Source organism: Photobacterium aphoticum, assembly GCF_001029435.1.
Lineage (GTDB): Bacteria > Pseudomonadota > Gammaproteobacteria > Enterobacterales > Vibrionaceae > Photobacterium > Photobacterium aphoticum.
Genome location: NZ_LDOV01000014.1, coordinates 1 through 20139, shown reverse-complemented (window position 1 = coordinate 20139; position 20139 = coordinate 1). Strand labels below are relative to the sequence as shown.

Here is a 20139-nt window from a genome sequence, read left to right as displayed (position 1 = left end):
GCACCTCGCACCTCGCACCTCAGATTATCTATCGGCCATTACTATCAAAACGATAGTTTTTACGCATTAGCGCAAGGGCATTCACAGGCGTAAAGTCCCACCATCTCCTTTTCTTGCACCACCACGTTATCGGACACACCGCCATGAGCACACTCACTCAATCACTGACAGACAGTCAGTCACACAGCGTTAGCCCCAGTCATTCCAACACAGCTTCTCCTGCCATCAAAAGCTCAGCGCGTCGCCTGCTCGGCCCGGCGTTTGTAGCCGCGATTGGCTATATCGATCCGGGTAACTTTGCCACCAACATTGAGTCGGGCTCGGCATACGGCTACCAGCTGTTGTGGGTGGTGTTGTGGGCCAACCTGATGGCGATGCTGATCCAATACCTCTCTGCCAAACTGGGCATCGTGACCGGAAAAAACCTGGCCGAACACCTACGTGACCAATTACCGCGCTGGGCAGTGGTGCCTTACTGGTTGCAGGCTGAACTCATTGCTATGGCGACAGATTTGGCCGAATTTATCGGTGCGGCGGTCGGTTTCCAGTTGCTGCTGGGGGTTAACCTGCTTGAAGGGGCAACCATTACGGCATTAGTCACCTTAGCCATTCTGACACTGGGAAAACGCAGCCAGAAACCACTGGAAATCGTGATTGGTGCGCTACTGTTGGTGGTTGCGGTGATTTATGTGGCGGAACTGATGATGGCCAAACCGGCACTGGCCCCACTGGCTCATGGCCTGATGGTACCTAGCCTGACCGAGCCGAAACAAATCTATCTGGCCGCAGCGATTTTAGGGGCAACCGTGATGCCACACGTGGTGTACCTGCACTCGGCCATGTTCTCTGCACCGACCGAGCACTCGGTGACAAAACGTCTGAAAATGACCCGTGTCGATGTACTGATTGCCATGACCATCGCCGGTTTTGTCAATATCGCCATTATCGCTATGGCCGCAGCGGTGTTCCACCATACTGGCCGCACCGATATCGCCAGCATTGAAACGGCCTATCAAACCCTGACGCCATTATTGGGCAAAGGCGCGGCACTGCTGTTTGGCTTATCATTAATTGCTTCTGGCCTCTCTTCTACCGTGGTGGGTACGCTGGCCGGCCAAGTGGTGATGCAAGGGTTCGTGCGCTTTACCATTCCATTGTGGGTGCGCCGTGTGGTGACCATGTTGCCAGCCTTTGGTTTCATTGCGATGGGCGTGAGCACCACCGACATTCTGGTGGCCAGCCAAGTGGTACTGAGCTTTGGGGTGGCACTGGCGATTATCCCGCTGCTGATCTTCACCAGTCAGCATCAGATCATGGGGCGTTTCCGTAACTCACCAGTGATTGCGGGACTGGGCGGGATCATCATCCTGCTGGTACTGAGCCTTAACGGTTACTTATTGTGGAGTCTGGTGGCGTAAGCTGAAAGTACAAGGTAAGGAAGCGAGGGGCTGTTCTAGGTTCTAAGCTCTAGGTTCTAGAAACTCGAAACGCGAAACTCAAGATATAAAAAAGCCGCTGCAACAAAGGCAGCGGCGAGAAGAAAAACATCTTCAGAGAAAATAGTACTAACTTAACACTGTTAGCAAAAACGTAGAACGCGGTCACTGGAGAAAGTATCGATCGCTAGCACACTACCCATACTATCCAGTTACACGTATTTACCGATTTACTTACCGCGAAGGTAAATAATCCAGTAACCCATACCGACGAAGATACCGCCGCCGATAATATTACCGAGTGTCACAGGGATCAGGTTATTGATGATGAAATTGCTTAGCGTCAGGTCAGCAAAATCTGCTGGGTTCATCCCTGTCATCTGCCAGAATTCTGGAGAAGCCAGTGTTTTAATACCAATCGCCATCGGTACCTGGAACATGTTGGCAATACAGTGCTCAAAACCTGAAGACACAAACATGGCGACCGGCAGGATCATCACCAAAATTTTGTCAGTCAGCGTACGGCCACTGAAAGTCATCCATACCGCCACACACACCAATACGTTACACATGATGCCAAGCGCAACCGCCTGCATAAAATCGTGGTGCAACTTGTGCTGAGCAATGTGCATGGCGTTAATACCCACAGCACCGCTGCCAGACATGTATTGCTTGGTCATCAGCATCAGTACCACCAGCATCAATGCGCCGATCAGGTTACCGATATACACGATGCCCCAGTGCGCCCACAGGCTCTTCCAGCTGATCTTACCGCTGGCACGCGCCACTAGCGTCAGTACTGAACTGGTGAACAGCTCACCACCGGTGATCACGACAAGGATCAGACCCAAGCTGAACGCCAAGCCACCAATGAAACGAGACATACCCCATGGCATATCACCCGCACCGGTTGTCACAGTGGTATAAAAAACAAAGGCAATACCAATATGCATACCTGCCGTAATGGCCAATAGGAGCGATTTCATTGGATCTTTGGTGGCTTTACTTACACCGACCTCAGCCGCTTTTTCCGCCATTTGCGGTGGTAATAAAGAATCAAATTGATTCTGATGCATAATTGTTGAGACCTAACACAAATTGATACATAAAAATGAGGAGGCCGGATAGTGAACCTTCTCTATCGAAAATTCAAGGCTCTGCTAAAACAAAAACTCGAGATATACGAGTTAATACCTCGGATATTCCGAATCAACAAAACACGTCTTTTTTCAAAAACATTTTAACAACATCAAAAGATCGCAGTTGCTGAAAAATCGCTACAGAACATTAATTTTTGCGATACAAGTCTCACTCCGTGCATTCCTCGCCTAAACCCCGTCTCTAGCCGAGTGTTGCCTTTTTACGCTAAGGTAATGGCCTTCGTTGGCATTTTGCCCTTACCTCGGTGGGAATATGGATATTCTTAGCGCTCTCGGTCTCTTCCTTGGCTCCTTAATTGCCAACACGCTTGCCTCCTTGTCCGGCGGCGGCGCAGGGTTATTGCAATTCCCATTACTGATTTTCCTCGGCCTGCCTTTCACTATAGCCCTTGCTACCCATAAAGTGGCCAGTGTCGCACTGGGCTTAGGTGCCGCCATCAAACATATTCGTGCAGGTACCATAGACTGGCGCATCACCGGGTACGTGATTGTGGCCGGCATGCTGGGCGTCATTGCCGGGGCCAATGTGATCTTATTTGTCCCCGGACGCATCGCAGAAGCCCTGCTCGGTATCTTGATTTTAGGGCTGGGAATTTACTCAATGTGCAAGCGCACCTTAGGGCAAACGGCCGAGCCACGTCACCGCAACAGTGTCGGTTTGCTCATGGGGGGGATGGGATTGGCCGCGATAGGCATGTTAAATGGCTCACTCACCGCAGGTACTGGCCTGTTCGTGACTTTATTTTTAGTGCGCTGGTTTGGCTTTGATTACAAGCAGGCGGTGGCATTAACCTTGGTCAGTGTGGGCTTGTTCTGGAATGGGATTGGTGCTGCAGCCATGTATGTGGCAGGGGCTGAGATTTATTGGCCGTGGATCCCTGTATTACTGCTGGGCTCGCTGTGTGGCGGCTACTTAGGCGCGCACTGGGCCACTCAGAAAAGTAATACGCTCATCAAACGCTGCTTTGAAGCGCTGACGCTTTTGATTGGCGTGAAGCTATTAATCGGCTTTTAGAAAACACAAACGGCGAGCCTCGCCCGCCGTTATATTCACGTCTTACTCAACGTTATGCTGGCAGGGTCACCTGACACAGTACGTCACCGTCAAACGTCACCACTTTTAGGGTGTTGTCTTCCAACAGGCCGTAGCTGGCTTTGTTGTCACCACGTGGAATGGTCACTGAACCCGGGTTAAACGCATAGTACTCGCCTTTTTGCTCTGCCACTGGCACATGGGTATGACCCGACACAATCACATCACCGGCACGCAAACGCGGGTGCTTATCGCTGTTGTACAAATGACCGTGCGTCAGGAACAAACGGCGGCCGTTAGGTAGTAACACCAAGTTGTAGTCTGCCATCATCGGGAAATCGAGCAGCATCTGATCCACGTCGCTGTCGCAATTACCACGAACGGCTGTGATGTTTTCCGCATGCTGATTCAATAATTCAGCCACTTCAACCGGCGCGTAACCCGCAGGCAACGCATTCCGAGGACCGTGATTTAAGGTATCACCCAGCAGGATCAAATGATCTGCCCCACTTTGCGCGAAGGCGTCCAGCGTACGACGTGTGCTCTGAGCACAACCGTGAATATCGGAAGCAAAAAACAGTTTCATGTCAGTCTTACAATCTTTAATCAGGATACCTGCATCGTACACGGAACCCTGACACACGTCACGTTACAGCATGCGACTTATTCCTCTCGCAGCATGCCATTGAGCACGATATTGTTATAACTGACCATGCCGATGACTTCACCATCGTGTAATACTGGCGCTCGGCTGATCCCAAAGCGTTCAAACAAGCGGGCACAATAGCGCACATCCATGGTTTCGCTGACCGACAAGGCCGGTTTGGTCATGATTTCATACACATTGGTGCGCTCGGGCGAACGATCCATCGCCAGCACTTTCTTGGCAATATCATTCATCAGCACAATGCCGTATTCATCGTCCTCGTGACGTTTGGCGATGATCAACGCTTTAATTTGCGCGCGTTTGGCAATGCGTATGGCTTCTGCCACGGTGATCAGGCCATCCACAATGGCGTAGTTCTTGCGCATCACATCACGCACACGGATCAGGGTTTCCTCACTCATAATTTTGCCTCAACCACCTTGGTCAATGTTTCCATCTGATGGGCCACGCCCACCGCATCTTCCACATCTAACTGTACCGCAATGCCTTGTCCGGACGAGCTGTCAAACTCACCCACCTGTTCAATGGTTTCTAAAATCGAGCGAGCTAAATGCTCTTCCACCACAAACAAAATCACATCCCGCTGCACATCTAAGCTCAAGCCGAAAAAGGTGGTTTTTTGGTGCAAGCCTTCCCCTCGGGCGTTGTTGATCACCGTGGCCCCGGTCGCACCGGCTTCCCGCGCCGCCGTTAACACCGCCTCGGTCTTGGCATCTTCCACAAACGCCAGTAACAATTTAAAGCGCATTATCCTTTCTCCTTTCGGCCGCTTCCGCTTGTCGCCGTGTTTGCCAGACCGATAACTGGGCATAGGCCATCACGGTGATCATCGGAAACAAGCTGGCAAACGCAATCAAACCAAATCCATCTAACAAGGGGTTTCGCCCCGGAACGGTTGAGGCTAATCCCAGTCCTAGAGCGGTCACAATCGGCACCGTCACAGTCGAGGTGGTCACCCCACCCGAGTCATACGCCAATGGCACAATGGTTTTCGGGGCAAAGTAGGTTTGCACAACCACCACCACGTACCCGACCAAAATGTAATAGTGCAGCGGATCCCCCGCCACAATCCGGTAACTGCCCAGCGCAATCCCTATTGCCACCCCCAGCGCCACGGCAATCCGCAAACCGTTCACACTGATGGTATTGCCTGACACTTGATTGGCTTTGATCGCCACCGCAATCAACGAGGGCTCGGCGATAGTGGTACTAAAACCAATTGCAGCGGCAAACAGATAGACCCAGTAATATTCATGCCAAGGCACTTGCGCGGGGATCGCTTCTCCCTGACCGAACAGAAAATCCAGCGCGGTGAGTTGCTCAGCCATGGATTCGCCCAGCGGGAACAGCGCCATCTCTAACCCCATCAAAAACAGGGCTAAGCCCAGCACCACATACACAAAGCCCAACACCACCCGTTGCCAGTGGGTAACCGGCCGGCGCAATACCGCCAGCTGAAAACCAAAAATGATCACCACAATCGGCAACACATCCCGCATGGTGGAAAGCAGGGTGTCCCCGAAATGCATCGCGATGGTGGGGATATCCAAGGTGATCACGTCATGGCTCAATGCACTGTCCATCGCTATCCTTAATGCACGAGCATGCCGTAGGCCATGACAAAAATCATGGGGGTTAATGAAGCAAAGGCGATCAAGCCAAAACCGTCGACGAGCGGATTACGCCCTTTTATCGAGGCGGCGAGCCCGACGCCCAATGCGGTCACCAATGGCACCGTGATCGTCGAAGTCGTCACGCCTCCCGAATCATAGGCAATGCCGACAATGGTCGGGGGCGCAAACCAGGTCATCACCATCACCGTCAGGTACCCCCCAATGATCACCCGATGAATGGGCCAGCCTTTTAAGATACGGATCACCCCCAACACAATGGCTAACCCCACCGACAACGCCACCGTCACGCGCAAGCCGTTGGCATACTCTTCGCGGGCTTGCTCATCAGGGTCTATCAATCCGCCTTCGGCGGCCACTTCTGCCGCTTCAGCTGACACCGCTGTCAGAGCAGGTTCAGCAATGGTGGTACCGAACCCCAAGCAAAACGCAAACAGCAGTAAGCCGGTTACGCTGCCTTTATTGGCAAAAGCGCGCGCCATGGATTCCCCGATAGGAAACAGCCCCATCTCAAGGCCAAAGACAAAGAAGGTCAGGCCGACCACCACAAACAGCAGTCCCAACAACATGGGGCCCCAATCCGGCAACGGTTGTTGCAAGACCACCAGCTGAAAAAAGGCGATCACCACCACAATCGGCAGCAGATCCCGCATACTACTGAGCAAGGCTTTGCCCAATGCCACCAACCCGTTCCGTGCTCCCTGACCGCTTAACACCATTGCACGCCCTCTGCCTGCTACGTCCTTGTCTATCTTTAGGTATGGCTCATATTTCCTTGAGAACAACTTTTCTTCACCGACACGAGAGCTTGCCCACATTCTCTAAGAGCACGAGCAATAACAATACGTTATGATTTCAGCAATCTATCTCTTGGCTATACTCGTATATATTCAGTGCGCCGACTTCAAGAAAGACAGAACAATGACCGTCTGGCGATGCATTGGAATAAAAAACCGTAGACCTTGAGATAGGCTGTATTGACGTTGAGGGATGTATATGAAGATTTTAGTGACCGGCGGTACTGGCTTTATCGGCGCAGCCTTAATTCATCAACTGCGTGATCATGACATCACGGTACTCAGTCGCGATCCGGCCAAGGCCAGCCTGTCTCTGGGGGAGCCTGTCAAGGCAATCACTACCTTGGATCAGCTAGAGAATCTCAACGACTTTGACGCGGTGATCAACCTTGCCGGTGAGCCCATCATTAACAAACGCTGGACCGCGCGCCAAAAAGACACCATCTGCCGCAGCCGTTGGGGGATCACCCAGCAATTAGTGGAAAAGATAAAAGCCAGTGAGCAACCGCCGCATACGTTCATCAGCGGCTCTGCGGTGGGCATTTATGGCAATCAACACGATAACGTGATTGATGAAGACTTTGCTATTGAACATGTCTCTCGTCATGACTTTGCCCATCATGTTTGCCAACGCTGGGAGCACATCGCATCAGATGCGGCCAGTGAGGCCACCCGCGTCTGCCTGCTGCGTACAGGAATTGTGTTAGGACGCCATGGCGGCGCACTGGCCAAAATGTTACTGCCTTACCAATTCGGCCTCGGCGGCCCCATCGGCTCGGGCAAACAGTACACGCCGTGGATCCATCTGGATGACATGGTCAACGCCATTGTCTTTTTGCTCAATACCCCAAGCGCACACGGTGCCTTTAACATGACCGCCCCCGAGCCGGTGACAAATAAGGTGTTTAGTCAGGCATTGGCTCATGCCCTGCACCGCCCGCATTTTCTTTTCACACCGGCCTTTGCCCTGAAATTGGCACTGGGCGAAGCGGCTTCCTTGTTACTGGAAGGCCAAAACGCCATTCCAGCCAAACTGGAAGCGGCAGGCTATACCTTCCAGCACCGTGACATTAACGAAGCGCTGCAAGATATTCTGCGCCACGCCTGAGCCTTTAACGCACTCAAGCAAAACGCAAAAACAAAAACGAGAAAACAAAAATAACGGTGTTCAGTTTCTCTGATGAGAGAGTGAACACCGCCATTTATTTAGGTGTTTTTATCGCGCTTATACTGTGCTCTAGCGCTGTAACGGCAACAACAGTTGCTGCAACATAGAACGAATGATGATCACCACCAGCAACAAGGCCAGCACAGGGACACCGACCCAAACCCAAGGGTGCGCGGTGACCGGCAATTCAAAGCCCCATTTGACTAAGGCCGCCACCACCGATTCTGCCCCAATCGCCGCCATGATCCCTGCAATTAATGCCATGATGCCGTACTCGCCCCATACTGTGGCGGTGATACGCTGACGACTGGCCCCTAAAGTGCGATAGAGCTTAATTTCCAGTTTGCGTTGCGCCATACTCAAACGCAGTAAGGTCATCACCAGTAACAAACCACTGACCACCCCAAGTCCCGCCAAGACCGACAAAGACAAGGAAATTTGCTGCATGATGCCCTGAATACGGGTCGCCATGGTGCGTAAATCCAACAGGCTGACGGTCGGGAAATCTCGTCCCAGCTGATTAATCAGCCCTTCTTGCCCCGCTTCGATACGGAAACTCACCAACCACGTGGCAGGCAGGTGCGCCATCACATCCGGCGTGAAAATGAAGTAGAAGTTCGGCCGCATATTGCGCCATTCCACATCACGCAAACTGGTCACTGTAGCAGTAAAATCCTGACTGTTAACCGTAAAGGCCAGCTTGTCTCCCAACTCTATCCCCAAGCGATCCGCAATGCCACTTTCGACCGAGACGCCGCCCGCCGCGCCCCATTCTCCCGCAATCACCGTATTGTGCTCAGGCAAGCTTTCGCGCCAAGTGAAATTGAGCTCGCGGCGCAGGGATTCGTCTCTGACTGGTGTCTCAGAGCCTGTTTCAGCATCTGATTCTGACGCAGTGGCTGATGCATTCGGTGTGTCGGTTGCTGACGAAGCGGACATCGTCAATAACGCATCGTCATTCACATGGGTGATCCGCCCTCGGATCACCGGATAGCCTTCCGATCGCATGATGTTTTGTGCATCCAAGGCGGCCAGATAATCCGCCTGCTGCTCAGGGGCGATGTTCAAGGCAAACACATTGGGCGCATCGGCCGGTAGTGTCTGCTGCCAATCCGACAGCAAATCACTGCGCAGCAGCCAAATCACCGTCAACAACATCAAAGAGCTGGTCAAGGCCGCCAATTGCGCGCCGGTCGCTAACGGGCTGCGACTGATGCGGCTTAAGGCCAACTGCATGGCTGCGCCCCAGCGAAAGCGCTTCAACACAGCCACCACCAGCACACCCAGTAATCCCAGCACGCCCATCAAAATAAAGAGCCCCGCCAGCGTGACCCACATTAACCCGTTGTCCCCAAACCACCATAAGGCAGCCAAAACAGGGAAGAGCAGTAGCAAGTAACGTTCAGGATTGAGCGGTACATCCACTTGCGGCTGCATCACAGCAATCGCGGGCGCTTCCACCAGTTGCCACAACGCAATGCCCATCGCCGGCAGTGCAACCAATAAAGCCACCAGCACACTGACACCCCATGGCATCAGGCCGACGCTCGGTAAAGCATCCGGCAATATCGCCCCTAACGGCAAACGCAACAGGTACTCTAACCCGCTACCAATCGCCCCGCCGGCCAATGCCGCCAACGTAAACAGCATCACCAACTGGCGCGATAACCACAGCCACAACCAGCGGCGACTGGCACCCAGGCTTTTCATCATGGCAACAGTTTCTCGCCGCGTGGAGACATAGTGCAGACAGGTTAATACCAAGGTGGCGGTCGCCATCATGATGACCAAAATCAGAGTCAGTGACAGATATTGACGGGCTTTTTCAAGAATATCGCCGGTTCGCCCTTGTGTGGTTTCACTCAACCAGCGATCGCCTGCAGCCAAGGTGGTCGCCTGTTGGAGCGCGGCCAGTTGGGCATCCTCCCCTTTGAAATATGCCCGATACTGCACCCGGCTACCCGGTTGAATCGCCCCGGTTTGGGCCAGGTCATCAGCATGGATCAGCACCGCAGGCATCTGGCTAAACGGGTTAAATGACAGCTCTGGCTCCTCCATAATGGTGCCGCTGATCACTAACTCCGCATCCCCAATGGCCAGTGTATCGCCCTCTTTGACTTTCAGAAGATCAAACAGACGCGCTGCCAACCACAACTCACCCGGTTGCACCTGATGGCGGACACCATTCGCACTTTGCAGGCTCAACGCACCGCGCAGGGGAAAGGCACTGTCGACACTTTTCACGCTCACCAGTTGCATGGCCTCATCACTGAATGCCATGGTACCAAAGCGGGTTTGTACCGAGGTTTGCAGCCCTTGCTGTTCAGCCCGTTCTAATAATGTCGGCGGCAAAGGATTGGCTGAACGAAACACCCGATCAGCGGCAATCATCGAACGCCCCTGATCCACCATCACACCTTCCACCCGCATCACGAGGGCACTTAGCGCAAACACACAAGCAATGATCAGGGTTAACGCCACAGCCACAGGCCATAATTGGCCCTGCCACAGTTCACGCCAACTCCATTTGGTCAGCAGGCCACGATACACCGTTGGTGGGGTCGCTGCCGGGGTTGAAAGCTCTGTCATGCGGCCACCATACTCCCACCCTCAAGGGTTAATGTGCGATCGCAACGCTGGGCCAGATGCGGATCGTGCGTCACCAACACTAAGGTGGTGCCGTGATCGCGGTTCAGGGCAAACAGCAACTCAATCACAGTGGCGGCGGTGTGCTGATCCAGATTACCGGTCGGCTCATCGGCAAACAGCACGTGCGGACGGGTCATGAACGCCCGCGCCAAGGCCACTCGCTGCTGCTCTCCGCCCGACAATTGCGACGGCAGGTGATTTTCACGTCCGGCCAAACCAACCTGCGCCAGCAAATCATGGGCACGCGCTTCATCAGCCGCTTCCCCTTTGATCAAGGCGGGCAACAACACATTTTCCAGCGCAGACAGTGAAGGGATGAGTAAAAAACTTTGGAATACAAACCCGATGGATTCACTGCGCAGTGCGGCGCGCGCTTCATCATCCATGCCCGAAATCGGCTGGCCCAATAATTCAATAGAGCCTTGTGATGGGGTATCTAACCCCGCCAATAAGGTCATCAGGGTCGATTTTCCTGCCCCGGAGACACCGACCAACGCAATTGCTTCACCCTGCTCGACCTCAAGCGAAACATCCTGCAAAATGGTCAGGGACGACGATGCCGTCGTCACCTGTTTGGACACAGAGACAGCCTTAATCACGGATGTAGACATGATACGATTCCTTTCAGTATTGCTTGTTGTGATGTTTTCGTCGCACAGCATGGCCGCGACCCTGATGGTACTGGGTGATAGCTTAAGTGCCGGTTATCGCATGGCCGCCGAACAAAGTTGGCCCAACCTGCTTCCCGAACAACTGGAGCAAGAAGGACATACCTTAACGGTTGTGAACGCCAGTATTTCCGGTGATACCACCGGCAACGGCCTTGCCCGCTTACCCGCCCTGCTGGATACCCACCAACCCGATTATGTGATGATTGAACTGGGTGCCAATGACGGATTGCGCGGATTTCCTCCTTCAACTATACGCAATAATCTGACCCAGATGATCACTCAGATCCAAGCGGCCGACGCAAAACCCTTACTAATGCAAATAGTTGTACCGCCAAATTACGGCAAACGCTATAGCGACCACTTTGCCAATGTGTTTCAAGACGTGAGTGACGAATTGTCTGTGCCGCTGCTGCCTTTCTTTCTGGAACACATCATTTTGCGTCAGGAATGGATGATGGAAGACGGCCTGCATCCCAAGCCGGATGCTCAACCTTGGATCGCCCAATTTATGGCGAAAGAAATTGCCCCTCACCTATCGAGTGACAATTAACGGTTCATCACGCACCGCACAGAACGAAAAGGACAGACTCGCCATGACAACCTCACTTTTACTGACCGGATGCAGTACCGGCATCGGCTATCATTGTGCCCATGCCCTCCACAAGGCGGGCTACCACGTGGTCGCCAGCTGCCGCCACCCCGATGATGTGGCGCGATTGCAGCAAGAAGGCCTGCAGTGTGTACGCATCGATATGGACGATGAAGCCTCGATTGAACAAGGCCTGGCAGATGCCCTCGCCCTTACCGGCGGCCGTTTGGATGTACTGTTTAACAATGCCGCTTACGGCCAACCGGGGGCGCTGGAAGATTTGCCGACCGCCGCGTTGCGCCAGCAGTTTGAAAGCAACTTTTTTGGCTGGCACCACCTCACCCAAGCGGTTATCCCCATCATGCTCAAACAAGGCAGCGGCAAGATCGTGCAAAACAGCTCGGTGTTGGGACTGGTCGCGATGCGCTATCGTGGCGCCTACAACGCCAGTAAGTTTGCCTTGGAAGGTTACACGGACACCTTGCGACTGGAACTCTCTGACACGCCGATTCACGTCAGCCTGATTGAACCGGGGCCGATTGAAAGTCAGTTTCGTGCTAACGCCAAAGCCCGTTTTGAACAGCACATTGCTCTGGAAGGCTCCCGCCACCGCGAAAACTACCAACTGACCCTGTCACGACTGGGTAAAGCTTCCCCGTCGAACCAATTTACTCTGGGGCCGGAAGCGGTACTCAAGCCCCTGCAGGCCATCATCAACAGCTCGCGTCCGGCACCGCGCTATTATGTTACACAACCTACCTACTTGTTTGGATTCCTACGGCGCATTCTTCCGACTCAATGGTTAGACAAACTGCTGAAAAAAAGCACGTAATTCTGTTTATTCATACCTCAACAACAAGCCGGTCATTATGCCGGCTTTTACATAAATCACTCTTTGTTAACAATAAACACAGACTTTCGCGATCAAAAAGCCACCATATCACTCCCCCTGATCGGCAAAAACAGCCTGTTGATCCCACCTCGTGAGAAATTCATAGAAAAAAACAAGAAACGTCATATTAGTGTCACATACAAACGCTATTTTAATCAGGTAAGTTGAAGGCAGTCCCTACCTTGCTTCACTTATCCATGAACAACAAAAGCATTATCAAAACAAAAAAGGTGTAGTTATGACATTGCGCCAAATTAATCTCCTCTGTGTCTGCGTGACACTCGCATTAATGTTAACGTTTCAATAAGAAAGGAGAGCCGATGCTCTCCTTTCTTATTTATCTGGTTTTTTCTGCAACAATGCCCTTCCCCTCGCTCTCTGGCTTGAAATCCCTACTTATCCCCCCCATAACTAAGACAAGCGAACTTTTTGGTGTTCTTATCACACCACGACCAATGCGCAGGGAGTGAGAATAAATCCATGTACCAGTCACTTGCTATCGAACTGAACGAGCAAAATCTTCAACAGGTCATTGAGCAATCAATGCAAACCCCAGTCGTGATCAGCTTCTGGGCGCCTTCTATGCCTGAAACACAGGAAATTAATCACCTCCTAGAAAACATTGTGGCGTCCTACCCGGGCATGCTGACAATGGCCACATTGAACTGTGAAGCCCAGCCGATGGTCGCAGGACAATTTGGCGTACAAAGCTTACCGACCGTGGCGCTCTTTAAAGATGGTCGCCCGGTTGATGGCATGGCCGGCCCGCAAAATGAACAAACATTGCGTGACATGCTGAACAAGCACTTGCCTAGCCCGGAAGAGATGGCGCTGAAAGAAGCGTTAGAAAAAGTAGAAAGCCAGCAATACACCGAAGCCTTAGCGCTACTGCGCCCGTTGACGGCAACATTTGGTGAGCATGCTGTGGTGAAATTGGCGGTCGCCGAGTGTTTGATTGAAACCAAACTGTACGATGAAGCGGAAGCGATTCTGGGCACAATTTTGATGCAGGATCAGGATGCAAAATACAAAGGCTTGATGGCGAAACTCGAGCTGCACAAGCAAGCGTCTGACTCACCGGAAATCCGTCTGTTGGAAGAAAAACTGGCAGCAAACCCTGCCGATCACAACTTGGCGTTTGAATTGGCGGTGCAATACAGCCAAGTTGACCGCGCGGAAGAAGCCCTTGAGCTGTTAATTGGTCTGCTACGCAAAGACATGAACTTTGCTGACGGCAACGCTAAGAAAACCATGATGGATATTCTGGCAGCACTGGGGCAAGGCAACGCGGTGGCAGGTAAATACCGTCGTCAGTTGTACTCTCTGCTGTACTAACCGCTCTGCGAATAACGGCACTTGAAATAGACGAAGGCTGGCCACTGATGCCAGCCTTTGTGTCTCTCATCATTCAAGATTACGATTTGCTGTGACAACACAAGCCTTCAATGATGGGACACGTCGCACTTTCATCCCCCGGACACTGCACCGTTAGTGCTTCCAGCGTCTGCTTCATCTGCTGTAATTCATGAATTTTTTCATCAATCTCCACCAGCTTCTGCTCGGCTTTTTGCTTCACATCGGCACTGCGACGGTGTGGGTCACGAGAAAATGCCAATAGCTCACGGCTTTCATCCAAGGTAAACCCCACTAAACGAGAGCGGCGGATCAAATGCAGCTCATCCACATGGTATTGATGATATTGGCGGTAGCCGTTTTCAGCCCGATCCGGTGGCGAAATGATACCTTTTTCTTCATAGAAACGAATGGTCTTCGCCGTTAATCCGGTGCGTTGTGCAATGTCACTGATATTCATAAAACTCGCCTTGCCACTCGGGGCAGGTAAACACGATCACTCCCTTTATTATTTGTGCATCCCGCCATAACCTCAACCCCCATGCTGTAAATCTCGTCGACTCACACAAAATGTTTGACCTTCCAGTTGATGGAAGGTTTATTATGAGCCATCTTCGTTATCATGCGTAACGCATAGAGGCGCAATTATGAGTGAATTAACGCTTACATTAGGCAAAGTACGGTGCATGAACTGTGCCGGCAAAATCCAGGCGGCCTTGAGTGCCCTGCCCGGTGTCACCTCCGTATCGGTGGATACACAGCACGCCGTGATCCAGGGCGATCTCAGCCCAGAAATCGCGATCAAGACGATCCAAGATCTGGGCTATGAGGCCGGTTTTCATTACGAGTTACCGCTGGCGGGTCTGTCTTGTGGCAAGTGCGTTGGCAAGGTTAACGCTGCACTGGACGCCCATGATGCCGTCTCTGACTTTCACGTCACCACGACACATTTATCTATTACGACTCGCTTAAGCCAAGCAGAAGTCGTTGCGCTGATCACGGCATTGGGGTTTTCTGTCCCTGAACAAGCCCCCGAGTATTCGCCAGCCCCCGATAACGCCCTCACAACCATCACTGCGTTGACCTTATCCGGCCTGAGCTGTGGCCGCTGTGTGGCAAAAGTGGAAGCCGCATTAGCCGCTGAGCCCGCGATCACCCATTTCACCGTCAGTAAAACCACCGCGAGCATCGAGAGCACCTTGAGCGATGACGCCCTGATTACCCTGATCACGGAACTGGGTTACACCGCTACCGTGGCCGATCCGAATACAGTGATTGAAGCAAATACCCATACGCCCGCAGAGCCTGCTGAAGCCACGTCAAACGTGCAGCCACAGGCACAAACACAGTCGCAGGCGCCAGGCCAAACCCAGCAGTTTATATTGTCCGGCATGACCTGCGCCAGTTGTGTGGCATCGGTGGAAAAAGCCATTCGTGCTGTCGATGGCGTGCAATCTGCCAACGTGAACCTGGCGGAGCGTACTGCATTGGTCAGTGGTGACGTGAAAGCCGATGCCATCATTCACGCGGTGGATGCTGCCGGCTACGGCGCGGAATTGTCGGAAGATGAACAAACCCGCCGTGAACGCCAGCAAGCACAGAATGCACAAATCTACCGCCAGCACATGCGCAACGCCTACATTGGCTTAGGGGTGGGTATCCCGCTGATGGCGTGGGGCGTGTTCGGTGGCAGTATGATGATCACTTCTACCGCCAGCCAAATCAGCTGGGGATTAGTAGGCTTACTGACATTGGTACTGTTGCTGACGGTTGGTCGTCACTTCTTCGTCAATGCGTGGAAAGCGTTCAAACACCACCGCGCCAGTATGGATACGCTGGTTGCACTGGGTACCGGTGCTGCATGGTTGTACTCGATGCTGGTGGTGATCGCCCCGGATCTGTTACCGATGCAGGCACGTCATGTGTATTTTGAAGCATCAGCCATGATCCTTGGTTTGATCACGCTCGGTCATGCGCTTGAAGCCCGTGCCCGTAGCCGTACTTCCAAAGCGCTCGAGCAACTGATGGATCTTCAGCCGCCGACAGCCGTGATTGTCGAAAACGGTGAAGAACGCGAAGTGCCACTGGCACAAGTGCAAGCCGGGATGTCTGTGCGCTTGTACCCGGGCAGCAAAGTGCCGGTAGATGGCACCATCGTACAGGGACAAAGCTACATTGATGAATCGATGCTGACCGGTGAGCCGCTGCCTGCCAACAAGCAAATCGGCGATACCGTGCATGCGGGTACCATTAACCAACACGGCACCCTGCTGTTTACGGCAGAGAAAATCGGCCGTGACACCATGCTGGCACGCATCATTGATTTGGTGCGTCAGGCACAAAGCAGTAAACCGGCGCTGGCACGTCTGGCCGATACCATTTCGTCTATTTTCGTGCCAACCGTGATGATCATTGCCGTGCTGACCGCCATGATTTGGTACTACTTCGGCCCGGATCCGTCATCCAGTTACATGCTGGTTACGGCGACCACAGTGCTGATCATCGCCTGTCCGTGTGCATTGGGCTTAGCCACTCCGATGTCCGTCACAGTGGGGATCGGACGAGCGGCCGAATACGGCGTGCTGATCCGCAATGCTGAAGCGCTGCAAGTGGCAGCTGGTGTCGACACCGTCGTGCTGGATAAAACCGGTACCCTAACCGAAGGTAAGCCACAATTAGTACACCAGTCCAGCTACCACGGCTTTACTGACGAGCAGGTGCTGCAACTGACCGCCAGCCTGGAGCAGGGTTCTGAACACCCATTGGGCCGCGCCATCATTGATGCGGCAAAAGCTGGCGATCTTCCTTTGCAAACGGTCGAGCAGTTCCATGCCACACCGGGCTTTGGGATCAGCGGGCAAGTCAACGGACACGCGCTGCTATTGGGTAACCGTAAACTGCTTGCACAACACGGCGTGGATGATGCGGCCTCGACAGAGGATGCAAATACCATCAGCCATCAAGGTGTCACCCCTATTTATGTGACTATCGATGGTCAATTGGCGGGCATGCTCGGGGTGAGCGATCCACTACGTCATGACTCTGTTGAAGCCATTCGTCGCCTGCAAGGCATGGGACTGGATGTGGTGATGCTGACCGGTGACATTGAAGCCACCGCCAAAGCCATTGCCCAACAAGCGGGGATCAGCCAAGTGATTGCAGGTGTCTTGCCTGACGGTAAAGCCGCCGAAGTTCAGCGTCTGCAGCAACAAGGTAAGAAGGTGGCGATGGTCGGTGATGGCATCAACGATGCGCCCGCACTGGCACAGGCGGAAGTCGGCATTGCCATGGGCAGTGGCAGTGATGTGGCGATTGAAAGTGCGCAACTGACGCTGGTTCGTCATTCGCTGCATGGTGTGGCTGATGCAATTCAACTGTCTCGTGCAACGCTGAAAAACATGAAACAGAACCTGTTCGGGGCCTTTGTGTACAACACGCTGGGTATTCCGGTGGCTGCCGGTATCCTGTTCCCGTTCACCGGAGCATTGTTAAGCCCGGTTGTTGCTGGAGCGGCGATGGCATTGTCCTCAATTACGGTGGTCAGTAACGCCAATCGCCTGCGTTTGTTTACACCGTCAGGTGCGGTAACACAACATCGCGCACCGGAGTCTGCATCAACAGCGGCACCCGCCACTACGAAGGAGCACTAACATGGCAGCATTGATTGGTTTAGCCGTAATCGGTCTCATCATTTGGTGGTTCTGGTTACACCCTGACAGCAAAAAATAGCGGTCTATGACCTAACCGTCTATAAATCTAACCGCCTATCACTTAACCGCCTTCCCCTTTCCGTCAGGCTCTGACAGAGAGAGGAAGGCGTCTCATTTTGCTCACAACATTGAATACCTTGTCCAACTGCTATAGGTTAACTAGCGGTATCCCATACACAAAGAGTGATTATGTCTCTTTCCTTTTTCAAAAAACTCCTCACGCACACGCTGCTCTTACTGCCGTTTTTCTCCTCGCAGGCCAGTGCCGAACCCATGGTTTGGCTGGCAGAAAAAGACAATCGCAGCTTTACGTTTTTAGGGGCGATTCATGTCGGCACCGCCGATTTTTACCCGTTACCCAAGGCCTTCTTACAACGCTGGCAGCAGGCCGATGCACTGGTTGTGGAAGCCGATATTTTGCAGCCCTTTACACCATCACTGAACCCCAATACTCCTGCCACCCGGCAAGTGCTGAACCCCGAAGAACAACAAGCTTTAACCGCCTTAGCCAAGAAACTCAATCTACCCTCTTCGACCTTACTGCAATCACCGCCTTGGCTCAGCGCCATTACCCTGCAAATGACCATGGCAACCCAAGCGGGTCTGTCGGCCGACAACGGCATTGATATCACCCTGCTCAAACGCGCAAAAGCCGAAAAGCTCCCCGTCATAGAGCTAGAAAGCCTGACTCAACAAATAGAGTTATTGGAAGGGCTCGAAGATCACGGTAAAGATCTCCTACTCAGTACGGTCGATGACTGGCAAGCATTATCTGAACAACTCAACTGTTTACTGTCTGCTTGGAAGGCGGGCGATCAGCAACAATTGCTTAAACTGGTGGATGACAGCCAATATAACGCCCATACCGATAATGTACTGATCAACAACCGCAACCGCGATTGGGCCGATCAATTTGTTCATGCGCCAGCCTATCAGCAAGGCCATTTTGTTGTGGTTGTGGGGGCCATGCACCTGTTTGGTCAACAAGGCGTACCCGCGTTATTGCAAGCAGAAGGGTTCAAGGTCTCCTTGCTCACCCTAGGCCACTCCGTTCAGTGCCGCTAACCGCAACACCATCTATTACCTATAACAATACAAACAGGATTATTCACTATGATGATCTTGGAGAAACTCGATGAGAGACAACGCGGACGTCTCTACACCCTGCTTGGGGTCATAATTTTAAGTTTTGACAGCCTGCTCGTACGCCTCGTCAACGGGCACGAGTGGACGTTACTCTTCTGGCGCGGTCTATTGCCGGCTATCGTCTTATTTTGCGTACAATGGCGACAAGATCGCACCGTGATCACCACACATGCCTTACGTCCGGCACTCAGTACTGTGCTGGTCGCCCTGCTGTTTTCGGCTTCAACCATCTGCTTTGTATTTTCCATCGACAGTACCGAAGTCACCAGTACCTTAGTCATTGCCAATACAGCCCCCATGTTCACCGCCGTACTGGCCTTTTTCTGGCTAGGTGAACGCTTAGATAAAGCGACAATTCTTGCCATTTTTATCGCCGTCGGGGGCATTTGGCTGGTGTTTGCCGATCAAGCCAGCCCAGGCGCACTCAAAGGGGATACCTTTGCGCTGGTTACGGCGGTCTCTATGTCGGTCTATCTCATCATGCTTCGCAAAACCAAAGCCCAATATGCGAACGTCTTTTTAATTTATTCCGGCTGTTTTACCGCCATTATCTCGCTGCTGGCAGGCGCACACCCTTTCTCACTGACATTCAGTGAAGGGATCTACACCCTGCTATTATGTGCTGGTGTCGTGCCGTTTTCGTTATTGTTAATTTCCCTTGGCCCCAAATACCTGCCAGCGGCAGAAGCCAGCTTGATCTTGCTGTTGGAAATCCTATTCGGCCCATTGCTGGTCTGGTGGTTCCTCAGCGAAGCGCCTTCCAAAGAAGTCGCGATGGGAGCAGCCATCATTGTGGTGACACTGGCTGGCCACACCTTGTGGATGTCGCGGCAACGCCCAAAAGCGTAATTCATCGGTCAGTACTCGCCCTTCAGCAAGCGTCCAAAACGCAAAAAGCCTCGTCATTTCTGACGAGGCTTCAGTTATGCTCTTAATTGTGGTCGGTGAAAAGGCCATGCCCTTAAAAATCGGGAACCCCCGACCCTCTGGTCCGCCATACCCAGAGCCCTGAGATGCACTACCAAACCACGCGACTCACCGACATACATAACGGTTTTTGCAATTACAGATGTAAAAAAGCCCCAGTCTTTCGACTGAGGCTTCAATAGTGGTCGGTGAAGAGGGATTCGAACCCCCGACCCTCTGGTCCCAAACCAGATGCGCTACCAAACTGCGCTATTCACCGATATACATAACAGTTTTTACAAACCACTACGTTTTAATAGTGGTCGGTGAA

The 20139-nt window shown here is 52.7% G+C and carries 18 protein-coding genes and 1 tRNA gene; 9 read left to right on the top strand and 10 right to left on the bottom strand.

Translation table 11 applies throughout. The features are described 5' to 3' along the window. The first annotated feature begins 143 nt into the window (after window positions 1-143). Entirely contained in the window at window positions 144-1418 is a 1275-nt protein-coding gene (locus ABT58_RS07840; RefSeq protein ID WP_082211020.1) for an Nramp family divalent metal transporter, read from the top strand. Window positions 1419-1666: 248 nt separating this feature from the next. On the opposite strand, the gene focA is transcribed toward ABT58_RS07840, so the two are convergent. Then, window positions 1667-2512 carry a formate transporter FocA gene (gene focA, locus ABT58_RS07835; protein WP_047873843.1) on the bottom strand — a complete coding sequence of 282 codons (846 nt, stop codon included), beginning with the start codon at window positions 2510-2512 and terminating at the stop codon, window positions 1667-1669. Window positions 2513-2849: 337 nt separating this feature from the next. On the opposite strand from focA, the gene ABT58_RS07830 reads away from it, so the two are divergent. Continuing rightward, window positions 2850-3611 carry a sulfite exporter TauE/SafE family protein gene (locus ABT58_RS07830; protein WP_047873842.1) on the top strand — a complete coding sequence of 254 codons (762 nt, stop codon included), beginning with the start codon at window positions 2850-2852 and terminating at the stop codon, window positions 3609-3611. A 52-nt stretch (window positions 3612-3663) separates the two neighbouring features. Here the strand turns inward: ABT58_RS07830 and yfcE are convergent, their stop codons facing one another. The 5 genes from yfcE to ABT58_RS07805 all read right to left on the bottom strand — a co-directional run bounded on the left by yfcE (window position 3664) and on the right by ABT58_RS07805 (window position 6646). Beyond that, window positions 3664-4215 (bottom strand): phosphodiesterase, encoded by a 552-nt coding sequence (gene yfcE / locus ABT58_RS07825; RefSeq protein ID WP_047873845.1) that lies wholly within the window; start codon window positions 4213-4215, stop codon window positions 3664-3666. Window positions 4216-4292: 77 nt separating this feature from the next. Further along, window positions 4293-4697, bottom strand: coding sequence for a CBS domain-containing protein (locus ABT58_RS07820; RefSeq protein ID WP_047873841.1), 405 nt, complete (start codon window positions 4695-4697; stop codon window positions 4293-4295). Beyond that, window positions 4694-5044, bottom strand: coding sequence for a P-II family nitrogen regulator (locus ABT58_RS07815; protein WP_047873840.1), 351 nt, complete (start codon window positions 5042-5044; stop codon window positions 4694-4696). Before ABT58_RS07815 ends, ABT58_RS07820 begins: the two co-directional genes overlap by 4 nt. Beyond that, complete coding sequence (locus ABT58_RS07810; protein ID WP_373300260.1) at window positions 5034-5879, bottom strand: DUF1538 domain-containing protein; 846 nt, start codon at window positions 5877-5879, stop codon at window positions 5034-5036. The genes ABT58_RS07815 and ABT58_RS07810 overlap by 11 nt, the downstream gene beginning before the upstream one ends. Before the next feature lie 8 nt (window positions 5880-5887). After that, complete coding sequence (locus ABT58_RS07805) at window positions 5888-6646, bottom strand: DUF1538 domain-containing protein (RefSeq protein ID WP_047873839.1); 759 nt, start codon at window positions 6644-6646, stop codon at window positions 5888-5890. A 277-nt stretch (window positions 6647-6923) separates the two neighbouring features. Between ABT58_RS07805 and ABT58_RS07800 the strand changes: the two genes are divergently transcribed. After that, on the top strand, window positions 6924-7832 hold the full coding sequence (locus tag ABT58_RS07800; RefSeq protein ID WP_047873838.1) for a TIGR01777 family oxidoreductase: 909 nt from the start codon (window positions 6924-6926) through the stop codon (window positions 7830-7832). A 129-nt stretch (window positions 7833-7961) separates the two neighbouring features. On the opposite strand, the gene ABT58_RS07795 is transcribed toward ABT58_RS07800, so the two are convergent. Next, the gene (locus ABT58_RS07795) at window positions 7962-10481 is read right to left on the bottom strand and encodes an ABC transporter permease (RefSeq protein WP_047873837.1); all 2520 of its coding nucleotides are present in this window, start codon (window positions 10479-10481) and stop codon (window positions 7962-7964) included. Further along, window positions 10478-11152 carry an ABC transporter ATP-binding protein gene (locus tag ABT58_RS07790; RefSeq protein WP_047873836.1) on the bottom strand — a complete coding sequence of 225 codons (675 nt, stop codon included), beginning with the start codon at window positions 11150-11152 and terminating at the stop codon, window positions 10478-10480. Before ABT58_RS07790 ends, ABT58_RS07795 begins: the two co-directional genes overlap by 4 nt. Here ABT58_RS07790 and tesA point away from each other — a divergent pair. The 3 genes from tesA (at window position 11151) to ABT58_RS07775 (ending at window position 14028) form a co-directional block, all read left to right on the top strand. Then, window positions 11151-11762, top strand: a complete 612-nt coding sequence (gene tesA, locus ABT58_RS07785) for a multifunctional acyl-CoA thioesterase I/protease I/lysophospholipase L1 (RefSeq protein ID WP_047873835.1) — start codon at window positions 11151-11153, stop codon at window positions 11760-11762. The two genes, ABT58_RS07790 and tesA, sit on opposite strands and share 2 nt — an antisense overlap. 43 nt (window positions 11763-11805) lie before the next feature. Continuing rightward, complete coding sequence (locus ABT58_RS07780; protein WP_047873834.1) at window positions 11806-12633, top strand: SDR family oxidoreductase; 828 nt, start codon at window positions 11806-11808, stop codon at window positions 12631-12633. A 540-nt stretch (window positions 12634-13173) separates the two neighbouring features. Continuing rightward, window positions 13174-14028 carry a co-chaperone YbbN gene (locus ABT58_RS07775; protein WP_047873833.1) on the top strand — a complete coding sequence of 285 codons (855 nt, stop codon included), beginning with the start codon at window positions 13174-13176 and terminating at the stop codon, window positions 14026-14028. A gap of 79 nt (window positions 14029-14107) precedes the next feature. Here ABT58_RS07775 and cueR read toward each other — a convergent pair whose 3' ends face one another. Continuing rightward, a complete protein-coding gene (cueR, locus tag ABT58_RS07770; protein ID WP_047873832.1) occupies window positions 14108-14506 on the bottom strand; it encodes a Cu(I)-responsive transcriptional regulator in 399 nt (132 codons plus the stop codon). A 187-nt stretch (window positions 14507-14693) separates the two neighbouring features. Here cueR and ABT58_RS07765 point away from each other — a divergent pair, with 187 nt between their 5' ends. The 3 genes from ABT58_RS07765 to ABT58_RS07755 all read left to right on the top strand — a co-directional run bounded on the left by ABT58_RS07765 (window position 14694) and on the right by ABT58_RS07755 (window position 19751). Then, window positions 14694-17696, top strand: a complete 3003-nt coding sequence (locus ABT58_RS07765) for a copper-translocating P-type ATPase (RefSeq protein WP_047873831.1) — start codon at window positions 14694-14696, stop codon at window positions 17694-17696. Window positions 17697-17945: 249 nt separating this feature from the next. Then, the gene (locus tag ABT58_RS07760) at window positions 17946-18821 is read left to right on the top strand and encodes a TraB/GumN family protein (protein ID WP_047873830.1); all 876 of its coding nucleotides are present in this window, start codon (window positions 17946-17948) and stop codon (window positions 18819-18821) included. A 48-nt stretch (window positions 18822-18869) separates the two neighbouring features. After that, window positions 18870-19751: a DMT family transporter gene (locus ABT58_RS07755; RefSeq protein WP_047873829.1), complete on the top strand. Its 882-nt coding sequence runs from the start codon at window positions 18870-18872 to the stop codon at window positions 19749-19751. Between the two features lie 260 nt (window positions 19752-20011). On the opposite strand, the gene ABT58_RS07750 is transcribed toward ABT58_RS07755, so the two are convergent. Continuing rightward, window positions 20012-20088 (bottom strand) — tRNA-Pro (locus ABT58_RS07750). Between the last annotated feature and the right edge of the window lie 51 nt (window positions 20089-20139).